The organism is Planctomycetota bacterium (genome assembly GCA_038746835.1).
In the GTDB taxonomy this organism is placed as follows: domain Bacteria; phylum Planctomycetota; class Phycisphaerae; order Tepidisphaerales; family Tepidisphaeraceae; genus JBCDKH01.
On sequence record JBCDKH010000050.1, the window covers coordinates 1 to 20,160 of the forward strand.

A 20,160-nucleotide genomic window follows, 5' to 3' on the forward strand; every position below is an offset into this window, starting at 1 on the left:
CTGGTCGTGGTGTGTTTGCCCTTGGAGTGCATCTCGCTGGTCTCGCCGACGCGGAGATCGAGCCGCGGGTCGAGCACGGACGCGAGGGAGCTCTTGCCTACGCCGCTGTGGCCGGCCAGCACGCTGGTTTTGCCGGCGAGCGCGGTCCGCAGCTCGTCGAGTCCCTCGTTCGACGTCGTGCTGGTCAGGATCGAGGCGATGCCGAGCTTTCGGTAGTGCGCGACAGCCGCGTCGGTCTCCTCGGGTGCGTCGGCCTGATCGCGCAGGTCGGCCTTGTTGACGACGACGATCGGCACCAGCCCACCGGTCTGGGCCGCGACGAGCATGCGGTCGACCAGGCCCCAACGCGGATAAGGATCGTGCATCGCGACGACGATGACGAACTGGTCCGCGTTGGCGACGATCGGGTCGAGCTTGTTCTCGTCGAACGAGTCGGCTCGCATCAAAACCGTCCGCCGTGGCTCCAGGGCTTCGATGACGCCCTCGGGCAGAAGATGGCTTTGGCCGTCGAGGGATTCGGACTCGGTCAGTCGCGTGGTGCCGCCGGTGCGACGGAAGCGGACGCGATCGCCGACGCAGATCTCGCCGTCGGTCTCGGCGATGACCTTCCGCATGGTTCGCCGGCTGGTGCAGAGCACGATCTCGCCGGCGTCATCTTCGACGCTGGAAAAGAGCGAGTGGACTTGCCGAACATCGCCGATCGGCAGCGCTTTCTTCTCCGCGGCCAGTCGTGCGTCGGCATGCCTGTCGGCGGCGGTGCGAAGGGTCTTGTTCTGCTGGTGGTACTTCGAGCGTTTGCCGAACTTCTGGGAGCCCGACCCGCGATCATCGTGGTCCGCCGCCCGGCTGCCTGACTGCTCGTCGAGCAGGAGGTCGCTGAAGTCCTTGTCTCGCGGTCGGCGTCGGGGCAACGGGGCGGAGCGTACCGGATTCGCCGTTTGCGACCCACAGAACTTGCCAACTTCGGCCGCCATGTTGCGCCAAGCGCAAGGCTTCTGGTCGAGGCGTGCGGGCTGGGTAGAGTCGCCGCGTGCCCGTTCCGCTTCGCGTTCTCGAACGCCCGCCCAGCTTGCCGGACGGCGAGGAGAAGAAGGAAAAGTGTGGCGTCTTCGGCATCTGGGGTACGCACCAGCCAGACCAGCCCGACGCCGCGGCACAAGTGACGTTTGCGGGGCTCTACGCCCAGCAGCACCGCGGCCAGGAGTCGGCCGGCATTGCCGTCACCGACGGGCACGACCTGATGGGCCACGCCGCGATGGGCCTGGTCAACCAGGTCTTCAAGCCTGATCTGCTGAAGCAGATGCACGGCCATGCTGCCGTCGGGCACGTGCGGTACTCGACCACGGGCTCCAGCCAGGTCTGCAACGCCCAGCCGCTGCTGCAACGGTTCCACCTCGGCCCCGTCGCGATTGCCCACAATGGCAACCTGATCAACGCATCGCGGTTGCGGCGTGAGTACGAGGAGGAAGGGGCGATTTTTCAGACGAGCACCGACACCGAGGTGATCGTCCACATGCTCGCCCGCCCTCGTCACGCGGCCAAGGCCGATCCGCTGGCGCACGTGCTGCAGCATCTTCAGGGCGCGTTCAGTCTGGTGTTCCTCTTCCCGGACCGCATCGAGGCGGCGCGGGATCCGCTGGGCATTCGGCCCATGTCGCTCGGGCAGCTGCCGACGGGCGAGTACGTCGTCGCGAGCGAGACGTGTGCGTTCGACGCGATCAACGCGGCGTTCGTCCGCGACATCGAGCCGGGCGAGATCGTCACGCTCGACGATCGCGGCGTGACGAGCCGGCGGTACGACTCGCCAGATCGTGTCCGGGCGCGATGTGCTTTCGAGCACGTCTACTTCGCCAACCCGGCCAGCGTGCTTTGGGGTCGCAACGTGCACCGCGTTCGCGAAACCATGGGCCGGCGGCTGGCCCAGGAGGCTCCGGCGCCGGAGGCCGACTGTGTGATGCCGATGCCCGACTCTGGCCGGAGTGCGGCGCTCGGGTTTGCCAAGGAGTCGACCCTGCCGTTCGAAGAGGCGATCGTCCCGAACCGATTCGTCGGCCGGACGTTCATCCTGCCGTCACAGGGCGATCGGGATCGGATGGTGTCGCTGAAGCTCAACATCATCGGCGAGCTGATCAAGGACCGGGAGATCGTCGTCGTCGACGACTCGATCGTCCGCGGCACGACGACGCTGTCGAAGATGCGGGCCTTACGTCGGGCCGGGGCTCGGAAGATCCATCTGCGGATCAGCTGTCCGCCGATTCGGCATCCGTGCTACTACGGGATCGACTTTGCCGACAACAAGCAGCTGATCGCCACCGGCAAGACGCAAGACGAGATCGCGGATGCGCTCGAGGTCGACTCGCTCCACTATCTCTCGCTCGAAGGCATGCTCGATGCTGCAGGGCTGAGTGAGCAGAACGCCTGCACCGCATGCTGGACGGGCGAGTACCGGGTCCCTGTCGACGAGACCTACGGGAAGTTCAGCTTCGAGCGACGACAGCTGAAGATGTTCAGCTGAGCGGTGGAGTCCATCCAGACCCGGAGCGACGCTTCGCTCTGCTCTGCGGCTTCGGGACCTGAAGACCTCGATTCAGTCACTCATCGAAGCCGATGAGCAGAGCGCAGCGTCGCTCCGGGTCCGCGTTGGAAAGCGCCTGATTACCCGCAGCAGGGCTCGAACCTGCGACCTCAGCTTTAGGAAAGCCGTGCTCTATCCAACTGAGCTATGCGGGCGGCAAGCGAAGCATAGCGGTCGGCGTCGCTAACGTGTGGCGATGGCGTCGGTCGACGAGGCTCCGTGGTGGTTGACGATGGCACACTGGGGCGTCGTCGGGCTCTACACGCTTGGCCCGCTCGTGTTGATCGTGATCGGGCTGCGTAGGAAGGCTTGGCGGTCGCGGGTCATCGCGACATGCGTCTCCGGGGCGATCATCGGATTCGGTCTCGTCGTCGGCTATGCCTTGCTTGTCGCGGGCGACGTTACCGCGATTCGGCCGGGCGTGGCAGTCGTGACCGCCTGGCTGGCGATCGGTCTGCTGGGCGTGCTCAAGGGCATTGATCTCCTCATCACGTTCGGAACTCAACGACTCGCGACGATCGTCGCCGAGGGTCGAGGCCGATATCCGCGGCGGTCAATCTTCGCGGTCGCACGCGGCATTCGGCTGGTCCTGATGCTGGTCATCGGGCTGCCCATCCTCGCGTCAGCGGCGATGGTCTACCGGCCGGCGACATCGGCACAGGCCCTGCCGGGCGGGACATCGGTCGAGGTCCAGTTCGAAACGACCGACGGCCTGACGATCGCCGGGCTCTTCTTGCCGAGTCTTTCACGGCAGACCAGCAGCGAAGTCGTCCTCGTCGTCCCGGGACTCGGCTCGGGCAAGGCCGACGCCCTACCGTCGGCGGAGGCGATTCGGTCGGTCGGCTACGACGTGCTGATCATCGACCCGCGTGCCCACGGCGACAGCGACGGCCGGCTCTCGACCTTCGGCGATCGCGAGCGGCTCGATGTCCTCGCCGCCGTCGACTGGATTCGGCGTCAAGGAGACGAACCGGTTCGTGTCTACGGCCTGGGCATGAGCATGGGCGGGGCAGCCGTCCTGGGCGCAGCAGCCGACGACGCGGGCTTCGAGGCGGTCGCGATCATCGACTCGTTCGACGACTTGCCGCAGTTGGTCGACTCGATCGTCGGCCGGCAGTTTCGCCTGGTCCCGCCGCTGCGTGCGTTGACGGAGTCGGTCGCGATTCCGCTGCTGTCGGTCCATTCGGGCCGGCCGCTCTGGCGTCACAAGCCGGCCGACGATGTGCAGACGCTCTGGCCGACGCCGGTGTTGATCGTGCACTCGTTTCGCGACGAGATCATCCCGTTCGTCCGCGGCCGGGCGTTGTACGAAGCGGCGGCCGAGCCTCGGCGGTCGTTTTGGCTGGAGGAAGAGAGCCACGCCGAGACGGTGACCTCGCCGGCTGCGATCGATGCGGTCATCCGCTTCTTCCGAGATGCGTCGGTGTTGCCGACGTTGGCGTCTGCCGGCTAGAGGAACGCGATCGCCCCGCCGGCCAAGGCAGCCAGTGCGGCGGCGGCGAGGAGCAGGTCGGCGGCGGCAGCGGCGGCACTCCCCCAGAAGCTGCCTCGCGACCGCTCGTCCGACCCGCTGTCTCGGGCCGAATCCCCATGTTGCGGCTGCGACCAGGAGGCAGATGCCGTGGGCGTGGACATGTGCTTGTTCATCGACATGACGGCGGTTGTTGATCCGGCACACACCGACCGATCGAGTTATCGGCCCGGCGTGTCGGCGTTATGAGTACCGCGGAAATGCCCGCAACTGACACCACACCCCGCACGCCGCAGTAACGTTCGCCCCGTGAGTCGCCCCGTCAGCCGTATCGCCGCCCACACCACGATCGGGGACGGAGCGCGATGGGTCGTTTCTCGCAAGAACTTGCTGCACAACCTCAGCCTCCTCCGACAGGCGGCCGGCAGTGAGCTCGTCGCGGTGGTTAAGGCCAACGCCTACGGCCACGGCATGACGGGTGTCGCAGACGCCCTCTTCTCCGGCGACGAGCCGACCAACGTGCCCGCCGCCTTCGCAGTGGCGTCGCTGGGCGAGGCACTGGCTTTGCCGAGCCACGACGTGCCGACGATGTGCCTCCGGCCGGCCGAGCTGGTCTGGGCGTTCGGCGGCGACGAGGCCAAGCGCATCGACGAAGCCATCCGACGCGGCGTCTGGCTCAGCGTCATCTCACCCGAGGCCGCCGGCGACGTCGCACGTCGTGCGGAACGTCTCGGCTCGCGTGCGATGGTGCAGGTCATGCTCGACACCGGCATGAGCCGCGAGATGTGCGTGCCCGAACGGTTCTCCGAGACCATCGACGCCGTCCTGCGTCAGCCGGCGCTCAAACTCGTCGGCCTCGGCACGCATCTGACCGACGGCGAGCTTGCAGACGAGCCGTACAGCGACGATCAGATCTGGCTCTTCCACGAGGCACTCGCCCCTGTCGAAGATCGGCTGCCACGCGGCGTCGTCCGACACGTCGCCAACAGCGGCGGCACGCTCGCCGGTCATGGGGCCGCCGACGGTTGCGACCTCGCCCGCGTCGGACTGGCGTTGTACGGCATCCATCCAGACGATCGCGCCGTTTCGACCAGTCCGCTCAAGCCCGTCGGCAAGCTGGTCGCACCGATCCTCGCCCTCCGCGACGTCCCGGCCGGTGCGAGTGTGGGCTACAACCGCACCTTCGTCGCACGCAGGCCTACGCGCATCGCCCTCTTGCCGGTTGGCTATGCGGATGGCTACCCGCGTGCCCTGTCAGGCCAGGCCGTCGTTCGCCTGCCTCGCGGCGGTCAGGACGACGTTTTCTGCCCCGTCGTCGGCCGGGTGAGCATGGATTACGTGACGATCGACGTCACCGACCTGCCCGACGTCCGTCCCGGCGACGAGGTCGTGCTGTTCGACGACGATCCGACAAGCCCGTGCAGCGTGCAGTCGCTTGCGACACGCTGCGGCACGATTCCGTACGAACTCCTGTGCCACATCGGAAACCGAGTGCGACGCGAGGTGGTATGAAGACCGTCACCCGACTCAACACTCGGCCGTTTAGCGGTGAGGGCAGCGAGCCTCGAAGCTCGCGGTGCCAATCGATTACCTGGTTCGGTTCCGGAAACCCGCTCCCGATCGAAAACCAACTCACCAACGACCAGAGTCAGACCGCTTCGGCGTGGCGATGCCGGACGAGTTCGCCTCGGGCGACGTAGAGAACGGCTTCGGCGATGTTCGTGCAGTGGTCGCCGATGCGCTCGAGGTTTTTGGCGGCCATGATGATTGGCAGGTGTCGCTCGCGTCGCTCTGCGAGGCCGACGAGGTCGAACTCGGCGTCCTGCAGCGACTGCGTGTAGAGCGCGTCCAACCGCTCGTCGCCCGAGATCGTCGACTCGGCCAGGCCAACGTCGGCCAGGTTGTACGCCTGAAGAGCACGGCCCATCAGTTCCTCGACAGCCGTCGCGAGGCCTCCAAGTGCGCCCGGCAAGCGGTACGGCCGATCGGCACGTGCGGCCTCGCTGGTCATCGGCACGACCTGGGCCGCGACGTTGCCGGCACAGTCGGCGATGCGCTCGAGCTCCGTGTTCACACGCAGCGTCATCAGGGCCGATCGGAAGTCGGTCGCGACGGGTTGGTAGAGGCTCAATAGATCGATCGCATCACGCTCGATGCGCATCTCGGCCTCGTCGATCAGGACGTCGCCGTCGACGACGCGGCGGGCGAGTGCGATGTCTCCGCGGACGAGTGCGGCACTGGCATCGCAGACCATGCGATGCACTTCGCCGGCCATCCTTGCCGAGTCGAGCCGAAGCTTTTCGAACCTGTCACGCATCGTCCATCCCATGGCAAGCGGTAAGGGTCAGTTTACGCTTCTCGAACCGAAACGGCCAATTCTCTCGGAGTTTTACGCCAGTTCTCGGTTCAAGAGCTCCAACGCAATCGCTGCCGCCTTCTGTCCGGCGTGCCCGTCGCGGAGCGGATCGACCACCTCGGCCAGGCGACGTCGGACCGTCTCGAAGGCGTCGCGATCGTCCATCAGTCGCTCGGCCGAGGCGACGATCGGTGCCGGGTCGCCGGACCACGGTATGTGCTCGTCGACGACGCGTGTGCCGTTGGCAAAGGACGGGTGGAGCAGATTGACCAGCCCGAAGGTGCGCGTCTGGACGATGCGTTTGCCGATGATTTCCCAGAGAAACTGACTTCCGCGGTAAACGATGACCATCGGCACGCCGTGTGCCGCGGTGTGGAGCGTCGCCGTTCCGCTGGTCGTCAGGCACAGATCGGCCTCGCCAAGCACGTCGTCGAACGCGTCGCGTCTGGCTTCGATCCAACTCGGAATGAGCGAGGTGACGAGGTCATGCGTCGCAGCGACGGTCGGCGTGGTGACGGCGGCGATGTCGTGCGACTTGCGAAGCTGATCCGCCGCGGCGACGAGGCCGGGCAGGTTGGCTTTGACGGTGTTGAGCCGGCTGCCGAAGTTCAGTGCGAGTCGAACCGGGCCGTCGACGCTCGGACTCGTCTCGCGTGACGCGACGGCCGGCTGGTCGTCGAAGAGCGGATGGCCGACGTAGGTCGCATCGACGCCACGTTCGCGAAGCCAGGCCTCCTCGAATGGCAGGATGCAGGCGACGCGGGTCGCGAGTTGTCGAAGCTTTTCGACGCGTCCCGGCCGACTCGCCCAGACTTGTGGGCTGACGTAGTACATCGTCTCCGAGCCGACCTCGCGTGCCAGGGCCAGGACGTGCTTGTTCATCGTCCACGAGTCGCACGCGACTACGAGGCCCGGCGGCGACGCCTGCCAGAGTCGGCGAAGCGTCCGCAGCATCGACCAGACCTCGCCGGCCCGCAGGAAGCTGGTCACGCCGAAACGGGCTCTGGTGACGGTGTCGTGGACGAGCGGAACGCCTGCCGCCTCCAGTCGCGGGCCGCCGACGGCTTCGATGGTGAGGTCGTGACGTTTGGCGATCAGTGCCTTTGCCAGTCCCGCCGCGTGCATGTCGCCGGAGGCTTCGGCGCAGCTGAGGAAGACGTCGGGCTTCGAAGGCACGCAGGAAGTTAGGAGCGGCGTGTCATGCGGCGAGGACTCGCTTCGCCCACCGCTAAGCGTGGGAATCAGATGTCGAGTTTGATCACCATCAGGACGTGGGGTCCGACGTCGGGAACGTCGTAGCGATCGCCACGCTGTTGCATACCCATCCTGAGGTAGAACTGAGTCGCCGAGACGCGGGCGTTGCACCAGAGTCGTGGGGCACCGACGTCACCGGCGTGGTCGAGGCACGCCTCGAGTAGCAATCGGCCGACGCCGGTGCCGCGGTGAGAATCGTCAACCGCCATGCCGCGGAGTTGGAGATCGTCGTGGCCCGCGTCGCTGCCACGCATGGGGCGTCGGTGGAGCGTTGCGATGCCGACGATTTGGTCTGAGTCGAAGGCACCGAAGTGTCGCGACGTCTGTTCCTTGTCGCCGTCGTACACCATCGCCTCGGGCGGCTGGTGCGCACGGAGGATGCGGTGCCGCAGGTCGTGCGTCTGGTCGGCGGCGATGGGACGAACGGCGATCACTCGGGCGGGTGCTCGGCGAGGTCCTTGAGGGCGGCGTTGAGGGCGATCACCGAGTAGGCGGTGACCATCGTCGGGTCGTTCTCACGCCACTTGGGATTGCCCGACCAGCTGCCGTCGGTGTTCTGCCGCTGGGCCAGGGCGTCGATGAGTGCGAGCCGCCAGTCAACCGGGCCGTCGATCGTGTCGAGGACGGGCTGGTCGTACGCGTCGAGCGACCGGGCGACCATGAGGTAGTAGTAGAACAGCCCCCACTCGGCCTGATTTTCGCTGGCCAGTCGCATGCCGGGATTGGCGTCGAGGGTCCAGTTGTCACCCGCCCACGCGACGGCGGCGAGGACGCGTGGGTCGTCGGCGTCGAGGCCGGCGTAGATCATGCTCTTCAGGCCCGCGTAGGTCATCGAGCCATAGCTGCGGAGACGCCTGTCGCCGTCGGGCGTCGTGGTTTCGCCGGCGAAGCTCTCGCCGGATCGGTCCTCGTCGGGCGAGTAAACGAATCCGCCGTCGTTGCCGGCCCAGGGCTGGTCGTTGCTCTCGCTGCGATTCTGCAGTCGGCTGACGAACATCCGGGCACGCTCGAAGGCCGGGTCGTCTGACGGAACGCCGGCTTCGTGCAGGGCTTCGAGAGCCATGGCCGCGTTGGACAGGTCGGGCCGGCCGGTACCGCGTGAGCGTCCGCCGTAGCCCCAGCCGCCGAAGAACGGGTCGTCCTCGCCCGAGACCGACTGCGACAGCTCCTCGCCTTCGAAGTCGGCCTGGGTTTCGGGCGTCCACTGCAGGCGACGCAAGTACGCGACGGCCGCGTCGATGGTGTCGGTGTAGCGGTCGTCGCCGGCCTTCCGGCGTGCCTCGGCGAGGGCCGTGGTGCTGATCGCGGTGTTGTAGTTGGCGAGCAGGTCGTCGTAGATGCCGCCGTCTTCGACCTGTTGGGCGACGAGTGCGTCGAAGCCGCGTCGGACGAGCGGGCTGTCGGGCGCGTAGGCGTCGTTGCCGACGAAGGCTCGCAGTGCCAGCGCCGTCACGGCAGGCGGAACGCGTTCGTCGGCTTGCCAGGTGCCGTCGGGTTGCTGTTGCTGCTGCAGGAAGGCGAGTCCGCTCGTGGCGAGCTCACGTCCCTGGTCGACGGTTTCGTTGGCGCCTGTCGAGGACGCGATTGCGACGAGTGCGGAGAGCCCGAAGGTGAGGAGCGTTCGCATGGGGTGAACTGTACCGGGCGACGATTTTTAGCGGAACGCGTGGTCGGTCGGACCCGGAGCGACGCTTCGCTCTGCTCACGGCTTCGGAGTCTTGAAGTCTCCATCTCCTAGTCGCTAGTCGCTAGTCGCTAGTCGCTAATCGCTAGCAGCTACGCATCACCGTCCGATCAACGCTCCGAGCGTGCTTCCGAAGTCGGAGAACAGGGCTGGGACCGCGGTCGGGTTCGTCAGGGTGCCGCCGAGGCGGAGGGCGGTGGCGTTGGCTTGGAGGACGTCCAGGGCTTCCTGAGCCTGGGCGAAGAACGGCAGATTGATCGCCGCAAGCGGCTTGGCCAGGACGATCACGGCACCGCTGATGGGCTGGGTGGTGGAGTTCGTGAAGAGCTGGCGAATCTCCAAATTGCCGCGGATCTCGATGCCGTCGACAAACGCCACGCCGGACGTGATGAACAGGTCGCCCGACTCCAGGCGGAACCGTGCGTCGAGGCGATCGCGGGCAGATAGCTTCACGAACCGGGTGGCATCGAGGATGACGCGGAAGAAGTTGAGCGTCGCCAGACGGCCGTCGCGAACGCGAAGGAACCCGCCGCCGTTGAAGCGGCCGATGACGCTGGACGAGGCGTCGTCGCCGCCGACCATGCGGGCGGCGTCCTCTTCGGAGAGCGAACCGATCGGGCCGAACAGCTCGACGCCGAAGTCGAGGGCGCCGCGGGCATCGCGTTCGGCCAGGCCCGCGATTTGGGCGATGTCGAGCCCGCGTCCGTCGAGCGTGCTCTGGATGAACCGGTCGCCAACGAGCTGGCCGTTGCTGTCCAGGACGCGTCGATCGCGGAACTTGGCGTAGCCGTCCAGCGTCCCGCCCGCCGCGAGGATTCGGATGCGTTCGGTCGACATGACCGTGAAGTCGAACGCACCCTGCGGCGGCGAGCCGTCGAGTCGCGGAGCCCGGCTGAGGAACGCCATGAACTGACCGCGGTCGAGTTCGACGCTGCGCCAACGGGCGTCCCGGCCGGAGAACGAGAAGTCGACGAGCACCTCGCCGCGTGGACGCTCACCGGGCGCCGGCTGGACGACGAGGCCAAAGTCGAGATCGCCCCGGCCGCCTTCGGGCAGGTCGAGCCGCTGGGCGAGCGTGTCGAGCTTCAGGTCGCCGTCGATCCAGATGCGGCTCTGCCCCGCGATGTCAGCCAGCTGCAACGTCCCGCCGCCAGTGAGCGTGGCGACGCCTGGAAGTTCGCCGCGAAGCGTGTCGAGTTCGATCTTGCCGTCGGACGCAGTGATGGCGACGTCGGTCGTGAGCAGCGTGCCCAGGCCGAGCGCCGTCGGGCCGGTGAGGAAGTCGAAGCCGAGGTCGAGTCCGCCTTCGACGACGAGCGACGACTCCTCGCCACCGAACGTGACGACGAGTGCTTCGCTGTCGAGCGAGACGAGGCCCGCGCCGACGACGCCCTCGCCGAGGGCTCCCGGCTTGGGCACCACAGGAAACGCGTCAGCCTTGATGCCGGCGACGATCAACTCGTCGGGACGATCGAGGTCGTACTCCAACGACAGCGACAGTGTGCGAGTCGGCTCGAAACCGTCGAGGTCGTCGTCGTTCTGAGCCTGCAGCAGCCTGGCAAGCTCCTCGTTGTTCCGCAGGCCGATCGGGACCGTCCGGCTCATCTCGATCGGCAGCGTCAGCTTGTTGGCGAGGTAGACCGGCGAGAGGACGATTCGGTCCGTGAGCTCAGCGTTGGCGATGGCGAGATCGCGGACGACAATCTCGCCGGCCGCCCGGATCGTGTCGGGGGCGAAGCCGTTGAGCCTGGCCTCGAAGTCGACGTCGATGATGCCTGTCGGCGTCTCGCCCGCGACCTCGATGTCGGCGACCTCGCCCAGCCGCATGACGGACAAGCCGTCCAGGTCCAGCTTGACGAGGCCGGGCTCGTCTTCGTTGAACGGAACGTCGACGTCGAGCGACAGCTTGGCTCCGAAGAAGTCGCTGCCCGCGGCGAGCACGTCAAGCTGATCCGTTGTGACGCGGGCATCGATCGACGTGCTGGCATCGCCCAGCTCGTATGGCCCGATTGCAAACTTGGCGGCCGACAGATCGCCCTTGGCGGTCAGGTCGAGGTCGGCGATCGAGCCGACGACTTCCAGGGACGCGGTCAGATCGCCGGCGATACCGGTTGCGGCGGCGTTGGACGCCTCACCGTCGCCAGCCTCCAGCTCACGACGCAGCAACGTCAGCTGCATCGACAGCGGCGGCGTGTCGTCGGTCGGTGTGGGCAGGAACAGCCCGTCGCCGAACAGGTCGATGTCGCCGTAGCGCCCGTACAAACTGGTGATTTCAACGGGATGCAGGCCGTCGTCGTCGATCTGACCCTTGGCGACGACGCCGAGGCGAAGTCCCAGCGGCTCGGCCATGCGTGGCAGCGTGAGTTGCAGGCCCTCGGCCTCGACCCAGACGCCGTAGTTGGCCGGGCGTTTGGCTTCGTTTTCGTGGTCGGGCTGGGGCAGGTAGTAGATGCCTTGAGCCTTGACGGAGCCGGCACTTCCCGACGCCTGGAGCTGGGCGAGTTCGATGTGCGGATCGTCCACGTCGTCGCGACCAGCATCGAGCCGGACGCGGACCAGCGACTGGATCGGCGGGACGGGGAACTCGACGCCTTCCGGGTCACGCGTCAGCACGCCGTCCGGAACGCTGACTTCGATGTCGAGCGTCCGAAAATCGCGATAGTTGTACCCGGTGACGTCGATCGCGGCTGAGCCGTCTTCGAACGATCGGCCCTGCGCCGTGCCGCCAAAGTCGACCGCCGCCCTCGCACGAGGTTCGCCGAATCGGCCGTACCAGAGGTCGGCCTGGAGCGTGCCGTCGATGACCATGTCGGCCGTTGGGGCGATCTGCTGAAACGCCACCGACGCCGTCGCCGTTTGGTTGGCAAGGTCGTAAACGGCCTCTTCGATTAGCACGTTGCCGTCGACCGCGTCGAGCAGAAGCCTGTCGACGACGACGGCCTCGGGCGTGACGCGAAGGACGCCCGCGATCACTTCGGCGGGTTTGGTCAGGCCGGGCAGGTTCGTCAGGCGAAGGCGTCGATCGTCGCCGTCGGTCACGTTGGGCGGCTCGACCAGAATCGTGCCGTCGGGCAGCAGTCTGAACCCGACATCGCCGGCCGCTCCGATGCCGGCGACCTGGGTCGTCGGTTCGAACGTCACCATGCCGTCGATGCCGCCGTCGCTGGTGAACTTGCCCGACCAGGCGACATCGACGTCGAGTTCCGGCAGGCCGACGAACGGGGCGATCGCTGCCGCCAGCTCGGGCGTGACACGCAGCGACGCCTCCTGCGTCAGCCCGTTGTGCGGCGTCAGCTTGGCGACTGCGGCCAACGGCCCGTCATCGGTCGAGACGTCGAACTGGTACACCAGCGGCGACAACGCCCGGCCGTGCAGTGACAAGGCTTCGAGTCGGCTCTCGTCGCCGTTGAGATTTTGGAAGACAACCTTGGCATCGCTCAGCCGCAACTCCGGTAGTGGCGGCAGGGAGATCGCACTCTTGGGTGCGTCGGGTGCCGACCCCGACGATCCACCACCGCCGGCACCGGACGCGAGCTCGATCGCCCGCAGGACGCTCCACACGCCGGAGTCGACCTCGGTCATGTGGACCGTCACGTCGTCGACTTCGACCAGGCTTGGCGAGGGGATGGCACCGACGATGCCTTGAAGCGCCGCCAACGGCAGCGGCGGGATCTTCGTGAAGATCGTCTTGACCTCGAGGACGAGTGGGCCTTGCTCTTCGGCTTCGCCTGGGAGGCGGACGACGAGGTCGCTCAGCGTGATGCCGCCCCCCCAGCCGATGTCGAGGTCGCCGATGGTGACGTCCAGACCCGCGGTCGATGTCGCGACGTCGGCCGCGATAACTCGTGCCAGCGACGTCTGAAACAGCACTGTGATGCCGACGAACGCGATCAGCATCAGCACCAGCAGAAGCGTAATCGCCTTGAAGACTCGCCTGATCCACCGCCCGAAAAAGCCGTGCGGGCTGTCAATGATGACGTGCTGAGGCTGTGGAGGTGAAGGCCGCTCCTTCGCCTCTTCAGCTGGTGGAGACTCGTCCTCGTCTGCCAAGTCAGAAGCCTAGTGATCGCGGCGGGAAGGAGGCCGCTACTCGCCCTCTTCCGTGGGCGGAATGTTGCCCGTCGTCCGCGGGCCGATGCCGAAGAAGTAGAAGTCGGTGCGACGCGTGCGACCCACGAATGGGCCGCTGCTGGCGACGAGTTCTCCCGTGTCCTTGAAATAGGCCGTGATGGAAACCGACGCGAAGCCCTTCTGCTTGATGTTCCGCAAAATTGCCAGCTCCGGCAGGATGACCGGGGCCGTCACGCTGCCAACGTCGACCTGGCCTGCGGGCAGGTTCGCACCGGGAATGCCCAGGAGAAAGTCCTCGCGGTTCACGCCGATCGCACCGCTGCGGACCTCGAGGATGACGTCCGCGGCCTCGACGGAGTCGGCCAGCTCAACGCCTTCGATCAGCATGCGATTCCGCAGCTCCGCAAGCAGAAACAGCCGCTCGTACTGCGGAACCGCACCAATGCCCGTGACGGCGACAGCGATCTCCTCATCCGTCAGCAGGTACTCATCGCTCAGGAAGACCTTGCGATCACGCAGGGCACTGAAGGCGAGCTGTGCCACGGCCTCGCGGATGGCCTCGCTCTGAAGGAATTGCTCGTCCGCTGTCTGCGGCGGGTCCGTCACGCGGATCGTCGCACAACCGGCGAGCAACAGCAGAAGCGGCAGGACAAAGCGAAGCAAGGCCACGTTGTAGGTCGGAACGCCCTCGGATGGAAGCCGTGCGGTGGCGACCAACTACGCTGACCGTGTGCCGTGCCGCCTGCTGCTGCTTGTCGTGCTGTGCCTCACGCCGCAGCTGCTGGCTCAGACCGGCCCGGCGATCCTGCTGGACGAGTTCCGACGCGAAGACCAGTTCGAACTCGAAACCGCCTGGTTCGTCGGCCTGCCCACCAAGACCGGCGGCGTCGATGCGATGGGCAACGACTTCGACCTGCGTTTCGACCAACTCCGTCTGGCCGGCCGGCTACGACTCTCGCCCGGACGTAGCGATTCCGGCCTGGCACAGGCTCAGCCGCGGCTCGGTGCCCAGCTCACGACGCTCGCGTTCGACACGCTCGACCCCGAGTTTCCACGCCGACTCAGTGACGGATCGGTCGGATTTGGCATGGGCATCTTCAAGATCGACGAGTGGATCGGCGGCGTGACGCTCGGCGTCGGCTACGCGTCGGCCGCGAGCTCGTCGAGCCCGTTCGACGTCGACGCCCCGCCCGACGGCGAGGACATCGCACCCTTCCTCCGCGAAGACGGCAACGCCCTCTACGGCCAAGCCAACTTCGTTATCGGACGGACCTGGGAGAGCGGCGACGCCTTCGGGCTGGTGCTCAACTACGACGGCAACCGGACGTTCCTGCCCGACATTCCGCTGCCGGGCTTCCAATACCGCAAACGCGTCAACAGTCAGCTGAGTTACGCCCTTGGCCTGCCGCTGACGGGGTTGCAGTGGGACCCGGCCGGGCCGTTCAGCGTGAACATCGACCTGTCGGTTCCGGACGATCTTCGCGGGCGTGTCGCGTTCGACTTCGCGACGTTCGAGGGCTCGCCGGTGCAAATCTACGGAGCCGTCAGCCGCCGAGCGACGGCCGCCCACTGGGACGAGCTGGGCAACGGGAACCGCCGGGTTTTTTTCTTCCAGTCGCTGGCCGAGGTCGGCTTCAGCATCGAGCCCGAGGCCGACGAGGTCCGCTTCCTCATCGCCGGCGGCTGGGACTTCGACCGCCGCCTGGAGACCGGCTACGACACGCGAAACCTGACGCTCCTCAGCGAAATCAACACCGGCCCGTTCATCCGCGTCTCCTTCGAAATGCGGCTGTGAGAAAACGGAAAGCTATCTCCTTTGAGCTTTCCGGCTCTGACTACGGCCGATCGGGATCGTCGTCGTCCCAGCCGTCGTCGTCTTCGTCATACGCGGAGTCTTCGGGCCGATCCTCGATCGACGCCGCCGACCAATCGCCGCGGAGGTAGCGGAAGCCGACGTAAATCAACAGCCCGCCGAACGCGAGGCCACCGACGAGTCCCGGAAGCATGCGGCGACTCTACGAGCCGAGTTCCCCACGCCGGCGGTCCGTCGTCCTCGACACCGACCTTCGACGGACTCCGACGAGTTTCAACGAACCCCGACGCCGTGCGGTGAGCGAAGCGATCCGCCGGATCGACCATGCAGCGGGCAGCACCCAGCGGGCAACAGTTCAAACCAAAACGTCGACACCACACGGAATCCCGTCGACGCCCCGCGCCTTCACCATGCCGCATCATCTCGAAACGCTGCTGGCTCGACGCAACCAAAGGCGACAAAAAGCAAAAAAGCCCCGCGGAGAGCCGCGGGGCTTCGGGGTTCAGGCGGCTGGGCCAAAGATTAGCCGACCTCTTCGAGGACGGCCTTCTGGACGTTGTTCGGGACGGGTGAGTACTTCAGCGGCTCCATCGCACTCTGGGCTCGGCCCTGCGACATGCTGCGGAGCTCGGTCGTGTAGCCGAACATTTCGGCCAGCGGAACCTCGGCCTCGATGACGCGGGTGTTGCCGCTGGTCCGCTGGTCGAGGATCAGGCCGCGACGCTTGTTGAGGTCGCCGGTGACGTTGCCGAAGAACTCGTCCGGGGTCGTGATGGTGACCTTCATGATCGGCTCCAGCAGGACCAGGCCCGCCTTGGTCGAAGCGTCGCGGAAGGCGAGGCTGCCCGCCTGCTCGTAGGCCGGGGGCTTGGAGTCGACGGCGTGGCTGCTGCCATCGATGAGCGTCACCTTGACGTTGAGCATCGGGAAGTTCGCCAGAACACCCGTCTTCATCGCGTCGCGGGCACCCTTTTCGACCGACGGGATGAACTCACGCGGAATCGCACCACCAACGACCTTGTTCTCGAAGGCCATGCCGTCGACGAACTTGAACTTGGGGTTCTCCTCGGCGTCGAAGTCTTCCTGCGTGTACGGCTCGACGGTGATGGTCGCGTCGCCGAACATGCCGCTACCGCCGGTCTGCTTTTTGAACAGGCCGCGAGCTTCGGCCGAGCCGGTGATGGTCTCCTTGTAAGCGACCTTCGGCTTGCCGACGATCACGTCGACCTTCTGCTCACGCGTGAGGCGATTGCGGATGATTTCGAGGTGCAGCTCGCCCATGCCGGCGATGATGGTTTCGCCGGTTTCCTCGTCGTAATTGGCGAAGAAGGTCGGGTCGACGCGACGCATCTGCACGAGGGCATCGCCCAGCTTCTGCTTGTCGGCGGCGCTCTTGGGCTCGATCGACATGCTGATGACCGGCTCCGGGAAGGTCGGCCGCTCCAGCAGGACGGGGTTGTCGACGTCGGTGATGGTGTCACCCGTCAGCACGTCCTTCAGGCCGACGCAGGCGATGATGTCGCCCGCCTCGCCTTGGTCGAGGGCGATGCGGTCGTCGGCCTGCATCTGGAAGATGCGGCTGAGGTTTTCCTTCTTGTCGCGGTTGACGTTCAGGATGCGGGTTCCCTTGCCGACCGTGCCCGAGTAGACGCGAACGAACGTGAGCTCGCCGAACTTGTCGGCGACGATCTTGAACGCCAAACCGCAGAACGGCTCGTCGGGGTCGCAGTGACGCTCGACGATGGTCTCCTGGTCCTTGGCGTCGATGGCCTTGACCGGCGGGAGGTCGAGCGGGCTGGGCAGGTACTCGATGACGCCATCGATGAGCTTCTGCACGCCGACGTACTTGAGGGCCGAGCCGCAGAAGACGGGGTGGAGCTTGAACTCGATCGTGCCCTTGCGAAGGGCGGCCTTGATCTCTTCCATCGAGACGTCTTCGCCTTCGAGGAACTTCTCGGCGATCGCATCGTCGACGTCGGCACAGGCCTCGACGAGCTTTTCACGCCACGCTTCGTAGGTGGGCTTGTTCTCGTCGCTGATGGGCTTCTCGGTGACAGTCGTGCCCTGGTCTTCGCCGGAGTAGTGGTACTCGACGCCCTTGACGAGGTCGATCGAGCCCTGGAACTCGTTGCCCTGCCCGATCGGGTACTGGACCGCGACGGCTGGGGCACCGAGCCGCTCTCTGATGCTGTTGAAGCTGAACTCGAAGTCGGCCCCCATCTTGTCCATCTTGTTGATGAAGCAGATGCGAGGCACGCTGTACTTGGTCGCCTGACGCCAGACCGTCTCGGACTGGGCCTCGACGCCTTCCTTACCGTCGAAGACGGCGATGGCCCCGTCGAGGACGCGGAGCGAACGCTCGACCTCGGCGGTGAAGTCGACGTGGCCGGGCGTGTCGATGACGTTGATCTGGTGCATCACGCCCTTGCGGGTGATGCCTTGTTTGTTGTCTTCTTGCTCACTCGTCTTGGCGGCTGTGTCGTCGCCGTAGAGCCACTCGGCCGGCTGCTCGTAGAGCCACGGGGCACTGATGGCAGCGGAGTAGATGGTGATGCCGCGTTGGCGTTCTTCTTCGTCGAAGTCGGTGACGGTGGTGCCGTCGTGGACCTCGCCCATCTTGTGGACTTGTCCAGTGTAGTAGAGGATTCGCTCGGAACAGGTGGTCTTGCCGGCATCGATGTGTGCAGCAATGCCAATATTTCGAAGGACGGTGTTATCGCGGGGCATTTTGAAGGGTAAGAATCTGTCTGGTAGTGGCTTAAGCGGTCGTCAGAGACGCCGCTGACCCGCTGCGTCGGCAGCTGGGCCGTCAGCAGGAGCAGCTTCCTGCCGGGTTCCACCCGGCTGTGCACGAATGCGACAGGCCGAGTGGATAGGTTGTGGAGGGTCGCGTCGAGCAAACGACGCGGGCCCGAGGAACTCGGGCGGAAGAACAGAAGCTGGCTCAGGAAGTGGCCATCATCGTCCGCTGGGCTGGTGCCGGAACCGACATTGGTTCCGTCAGGCCTTGGCCTGCGGGTCGCGGAAGGCTAGGCGGGACGACACGACGGTCAAGTTGCCCCCGATCGACGTCAACTTGTCGATTCGCAGCGCGTGAATGAGGCAGGCCCACGCGTCCGATAACGAAGTGGGCCACCTTCACGGACGAAGGGGCCATCCTCACGCCGGCCGACCCGGTCGGGTGATTGTCAGTGGGACCGTCCCGATGATCCGAACCGCTGCCCTGTGCGTCGCCCTGTTCGCTTTGAGTCTGCCCGTCCAGGCTCAATCCGGCGACGTCGCGACCGACGCTCCAGACGAATTCGCCGTGGTCCAAGGCACGCCCGGCTTTTGGCGACTCGCCAGAACGCATGACGGCACCTGGTGGTTCCTCTCGCCCGACGGCGATAAGGAGTTCCTGAACACCGTGACGACGGTCGTTCCCTACCAGCAAGGCCGGCGGGCACTCGGGCCGCACTACGTCAGCCGCGACTGGCACGGCCAGATCACCGGCAGCCTCACCGAAGGCGACGTGCCCGGCTGGGGCGTTCGGACGCACGACCGCGTGATCGAGGCCGGCTTTAAGGGCTTCGGTGCGTGGTGCCACCCCGTCTTCCACGACCCGGACGTCAACAGCGACACGCCGATCACGCGGGACCTGAACCTCTGGCTCTGGACCCATGCCGGCGGCAAGACGCGGCTCTACGACGCCGACTTCGCCGCCGTCATCGAGGACGCCGTCGAGAAACAGGTCTCGCACCTGCGTGATTCGACCACGCTTGTCGGCTACTTCACCGACAACGAACTGACCTGGCGAGACGACCGCGTCGGGCCGGCGTACTACTTCGACCACCTCGATCCGGGCGACCCGAATCGCCAGGCGGTCATCGACACCATCCGCCAGCTCTGGCCGACGGTCGAGGCGTTCAACGCTGACTGGCAGACGTCGATCGCGAGCTTCGACGAGCTCGACGGGTGGACGACGCTGCCGCATCCTGACCCGGCGTACGGCACGCTGTCGAGTGCCTTCATCGAACGCGTCGCTCGCGACTACTTCGAGCTGACGACGCGACTTGTCAAGAAGTACGACCCGAACCACCTCATCCTGGGCGTTCGCTTCAAGGGCTACGGGCCGCCGGAGGTCGTGCGGGCTCAGAAGGGTCTGACCGACGCCGTCAGCATCAACTACTACGTCGAAGACGCCCGGCTCGACCGCGAGCTGTTCGTCGGCCTGCACGAGCAGTCGGGCGGGCAGCCGGTGATGGTCACCGAGTACTCGTTCCACGCTCTCGACGGCCGCAGCGGCAACCGCAACACCTTCGGCTTCGCCGCCCAGGTGCCCGACCAGCAGGCCCGGGCCGACGGATACGAGCTGATGACCAAGCACCTCGCGGCCGTGCCGTTCATCGTCGGGGCCGATTGGTTTCAGTGGAACGACGAGCCGCCGTCGGGTCGCACGCTCGACGGAGAGGACGTGAACTTCGGCGTCGTGGACGTCGACGACCACGAGTACGAAATCCTCGTCGAGGCCGTGCGTCGGACGACGCCGCAGCTAAACGACATCCACGCCGCGGGCGACGCGACGCCCTACGCCCAAGGTGCGTGGCGTCCCGAGTTTTCGACGGAATCGCTGGTCGGGTCGATTCCGTACCTGACGACTCTGCCGCGGATCGACGGTTCGCTGCGGGAGTGGTCGGACGAGCACCGCGTGGCAGGCGTGCGGTTGAGCGAGACGATCGGTGCCGACCGGATGAACCTCTCGACGCCGACGGTCTTTGCCGGCTGGCACGAGAAGGGGCTTTACGTCGCGGTCGAGGTGACAGACCGCCAAATCCAGGCCGCCCCGCCGACGGGGCCGTGGTGGACGCAGGACGCGGTCGAGCTGTTCGTCAGCACGTCCGCCGAAACCGAAGGCCGGCCCGCTCGTGGATTCACGCCGAGCGATCACCAGTTCTTC

General features: G+C 66.2%; 15 protein-coding genes and 1 tRNA gene. 5 read left to right on the forward strand and 11 right to left on the reverse strand.

Annotated elements, in window-relative coordinates; genetic code table 11:
- Positions 1-911: ribosome small subunit-dependent GTPase A (rsgA, locus tag AAGI46_07075; GenBank protein MEM1011968.1), on the reverse strand; the 911-nt coding region annotated here is incomplete at its 3' end.
- Between the two features lie 119 nt (positions 912-1,030).
- Between rsgA and purF the strand changes: the two genes are divergently transcribed.
- Positions 1,031-2,515 (forward strand): amidophosphoribosyltransferase, encoded by a 1,485-nt coding sequence (gene purF / locus AAGI46_07080; protein MEM1011969.1) that lies wholly within the window; start codon positions 1,031-1,033, stop codon positions 2,513-2,515.
- A gap of 141 nt (positions 2,516-2,656) precedes the next feature.
- Here the strand turns inward: purF and AAGI46_07085 are convergent.
- Positions 2,657-2,730, reverse strand: a tRNA-Arg gene (locus tag AAGI46_07085).
- A 41-nt stretch (positions 2,731-2,771) separates the two neighbouring features.
- Here AAGI46_07085 and AAGI46_07090 point away from each other — a divergent pair.
- Positions 2,772-4,028, forward strand: coding sequence for an alpha/beta hydrolase (locus tag AAGI46_07090; GenBank protein ID MEM1011970.1), 1,257 nt, complete (start codon positions 2,772-2,774; stop codon positions 4,026-4,028).
- Here the strand turns inward: AAGI46_07090 and AAGI46_07095 are convergent.
- Positions 4,025-4,210 (reverse strand): hypothetical protein, encoded by a 186-nt coding sequence (locus tag AAGI46_07095; protein MEM1011971.1) that lies wholly within the window; start codon positions 4,208-4,210, stop codon positions 4,025-4,027. The genes AAGI46_07090 and AAGI46_07095 overlap by 4 nt on opposite strands.
- A gap of 145 nt (positions 4,211-4,355) precedes the next feature.
- Between AAGI46_07095 and alr the strand changes: the two genes are divergently transcribed.
- Positions 4,356-5,558 carry an alanine racemase gene (alr, locus tag AAGI46_07100; GenBank protein MEM1011972.1) on the forward strand — a complete coding sequence of 401 codons (1,203 nt, stop codon included), beginning with the start codon at positions 4,356-4,358 and terminating at the stop codon, positions 5,556-5,558.
- 136 nt (positions 5,559-5,694) lie between these two features.
- Here alr and phoU read toward each other — a convergent pair whose 3' ends face one another.
- From phoU to AAGI46_07130, 6 genes are all read right to left on the reverse strand, one after another.
- On the reverse strand, positions 5,695-6,363 hold the full coding sequence (gene phoU, locus AAGI46_07105) for a phosphate signaling complex protein PhoU (GenBank protein MEM1011973.1): 669 nt from the start codon (positions 6,361-6,363) through the stop codon (positions 5,695-5,697).
- 72 nt (positions 6,364-6,435) lie between these two features.
- Positions 6,436-7,578, reverse strand: a complete 1,143-nt coding sequence (locus AAGI46_07110; GenBank protein ID MEM1011974.1) for a hypothetical protein — start codon at positions 7,576-7,578, stop codon at positions 6,436-6,438.
- A 65-nt stretch (positions 7,579-7,643) separates the two neighbouring features.
- Entirely contained in the window at positions 7,644-8,090 is a 447-nt protein-coding gene (locus AAGI46_07115) for a GNAT family N-acetyltransferase (protein ID MEM1011975.1), read from the reverse strand.
- Positions 8,087-9,283 (reverse strand): prenyltransferase/squalene oxidase repeat-containing protein, encoded by a 1,197-nt coding sequence (locus AAGI46_07120; protein MEM1011976.1) that lies wholly within the window; start codon positions 9,281-9,283, stop codon positions 8,087-8,089. Before AAGI46_07120 ends, AAGI46_07115 begins: the two co-directional genes overlap by 4 nt.
- A gap of 156 nt (positions 9,284-9,439) precedes the next feature.
- Positions 9,440-13,390, reverse strand: a complete 3,951-nt coding sequence (locus AAGI46_07125) for a hypothetical protein (GenBank protein ID MEM1011977.1) — start codon at positions 13,388-13,390, stop codon at positions 9,440-9,442.
- A 36-nt stretch (positions 13,391-13,426) separates the two neighbouring features.
- A complete protein-coding gene (locus AAGI46_07130; GenBank protein ID MEM1011978.1) occupies positions 13,427-14,074 on the reverse strand; it encodes a DUF6655 family protein in 648 nt (215 codons plus the stop codon).
- A gap of 67 nt (positions 14,075-14,141) precedes the next feature.
- Here AAGI46_07130 and AAGI46_07135 point away from each other — a divergent pair, with 67 nt between their 5' ends.
- Positions 14,142-15,206, forward strand: coding sequence for a hypothetical protein (locus AAGI46_07135; GenBank protein ID MEM1011979.1), 1,065 nt, complete (start codon positions 14,142-14,144; stop codon positions 15,204-15,206).
- A 40-nt stretch (positions 15,207-15,246) separates the two neighbouring features.
- On the opposite strand, the gene AAGI46_07140 is transcribed toward AAGI46_07135, so the two are convergent.
- Together AAGI46_07140 and fusA are read right to left on the reverse strand one after the other, a co-directional pair.
- Positions 15,247-15,417 (reverse strand): hypothetical protein, encoded by a 171-nt coding sequence (locus AAGI46_07140; protein ID MEM1011980.1) that lies wholly within the window; start codon positions 15,415-15,417, stop codon positions 15,247-15,249.
- A gap of 329 nt (positions 15,418-15,746) precedes the next feature.
- A complete protein-coding gene (fusA, locus tag AAGI46_07145) occupies positions 15,747-17,951 on the reverse strand; it encodes an elongation factor G (GenBank protein ID MEM1011981.1) in 2,205 nt (734 codons plus the stop codon).
- Positions 17,952-18,429: 478 nt separating this feature from the next.
- On the opposite strand from fusA, the gene AAGI46_07150 reads away from it, so the two are divergent.
- A partial coding sequence (locus AAGI46_07150; protein ID MEM1011982.1) for a sugar-binding protein occupies positions 18,430-20,160 on the forward strand: 1,731 nt, incomplete at its 3' end.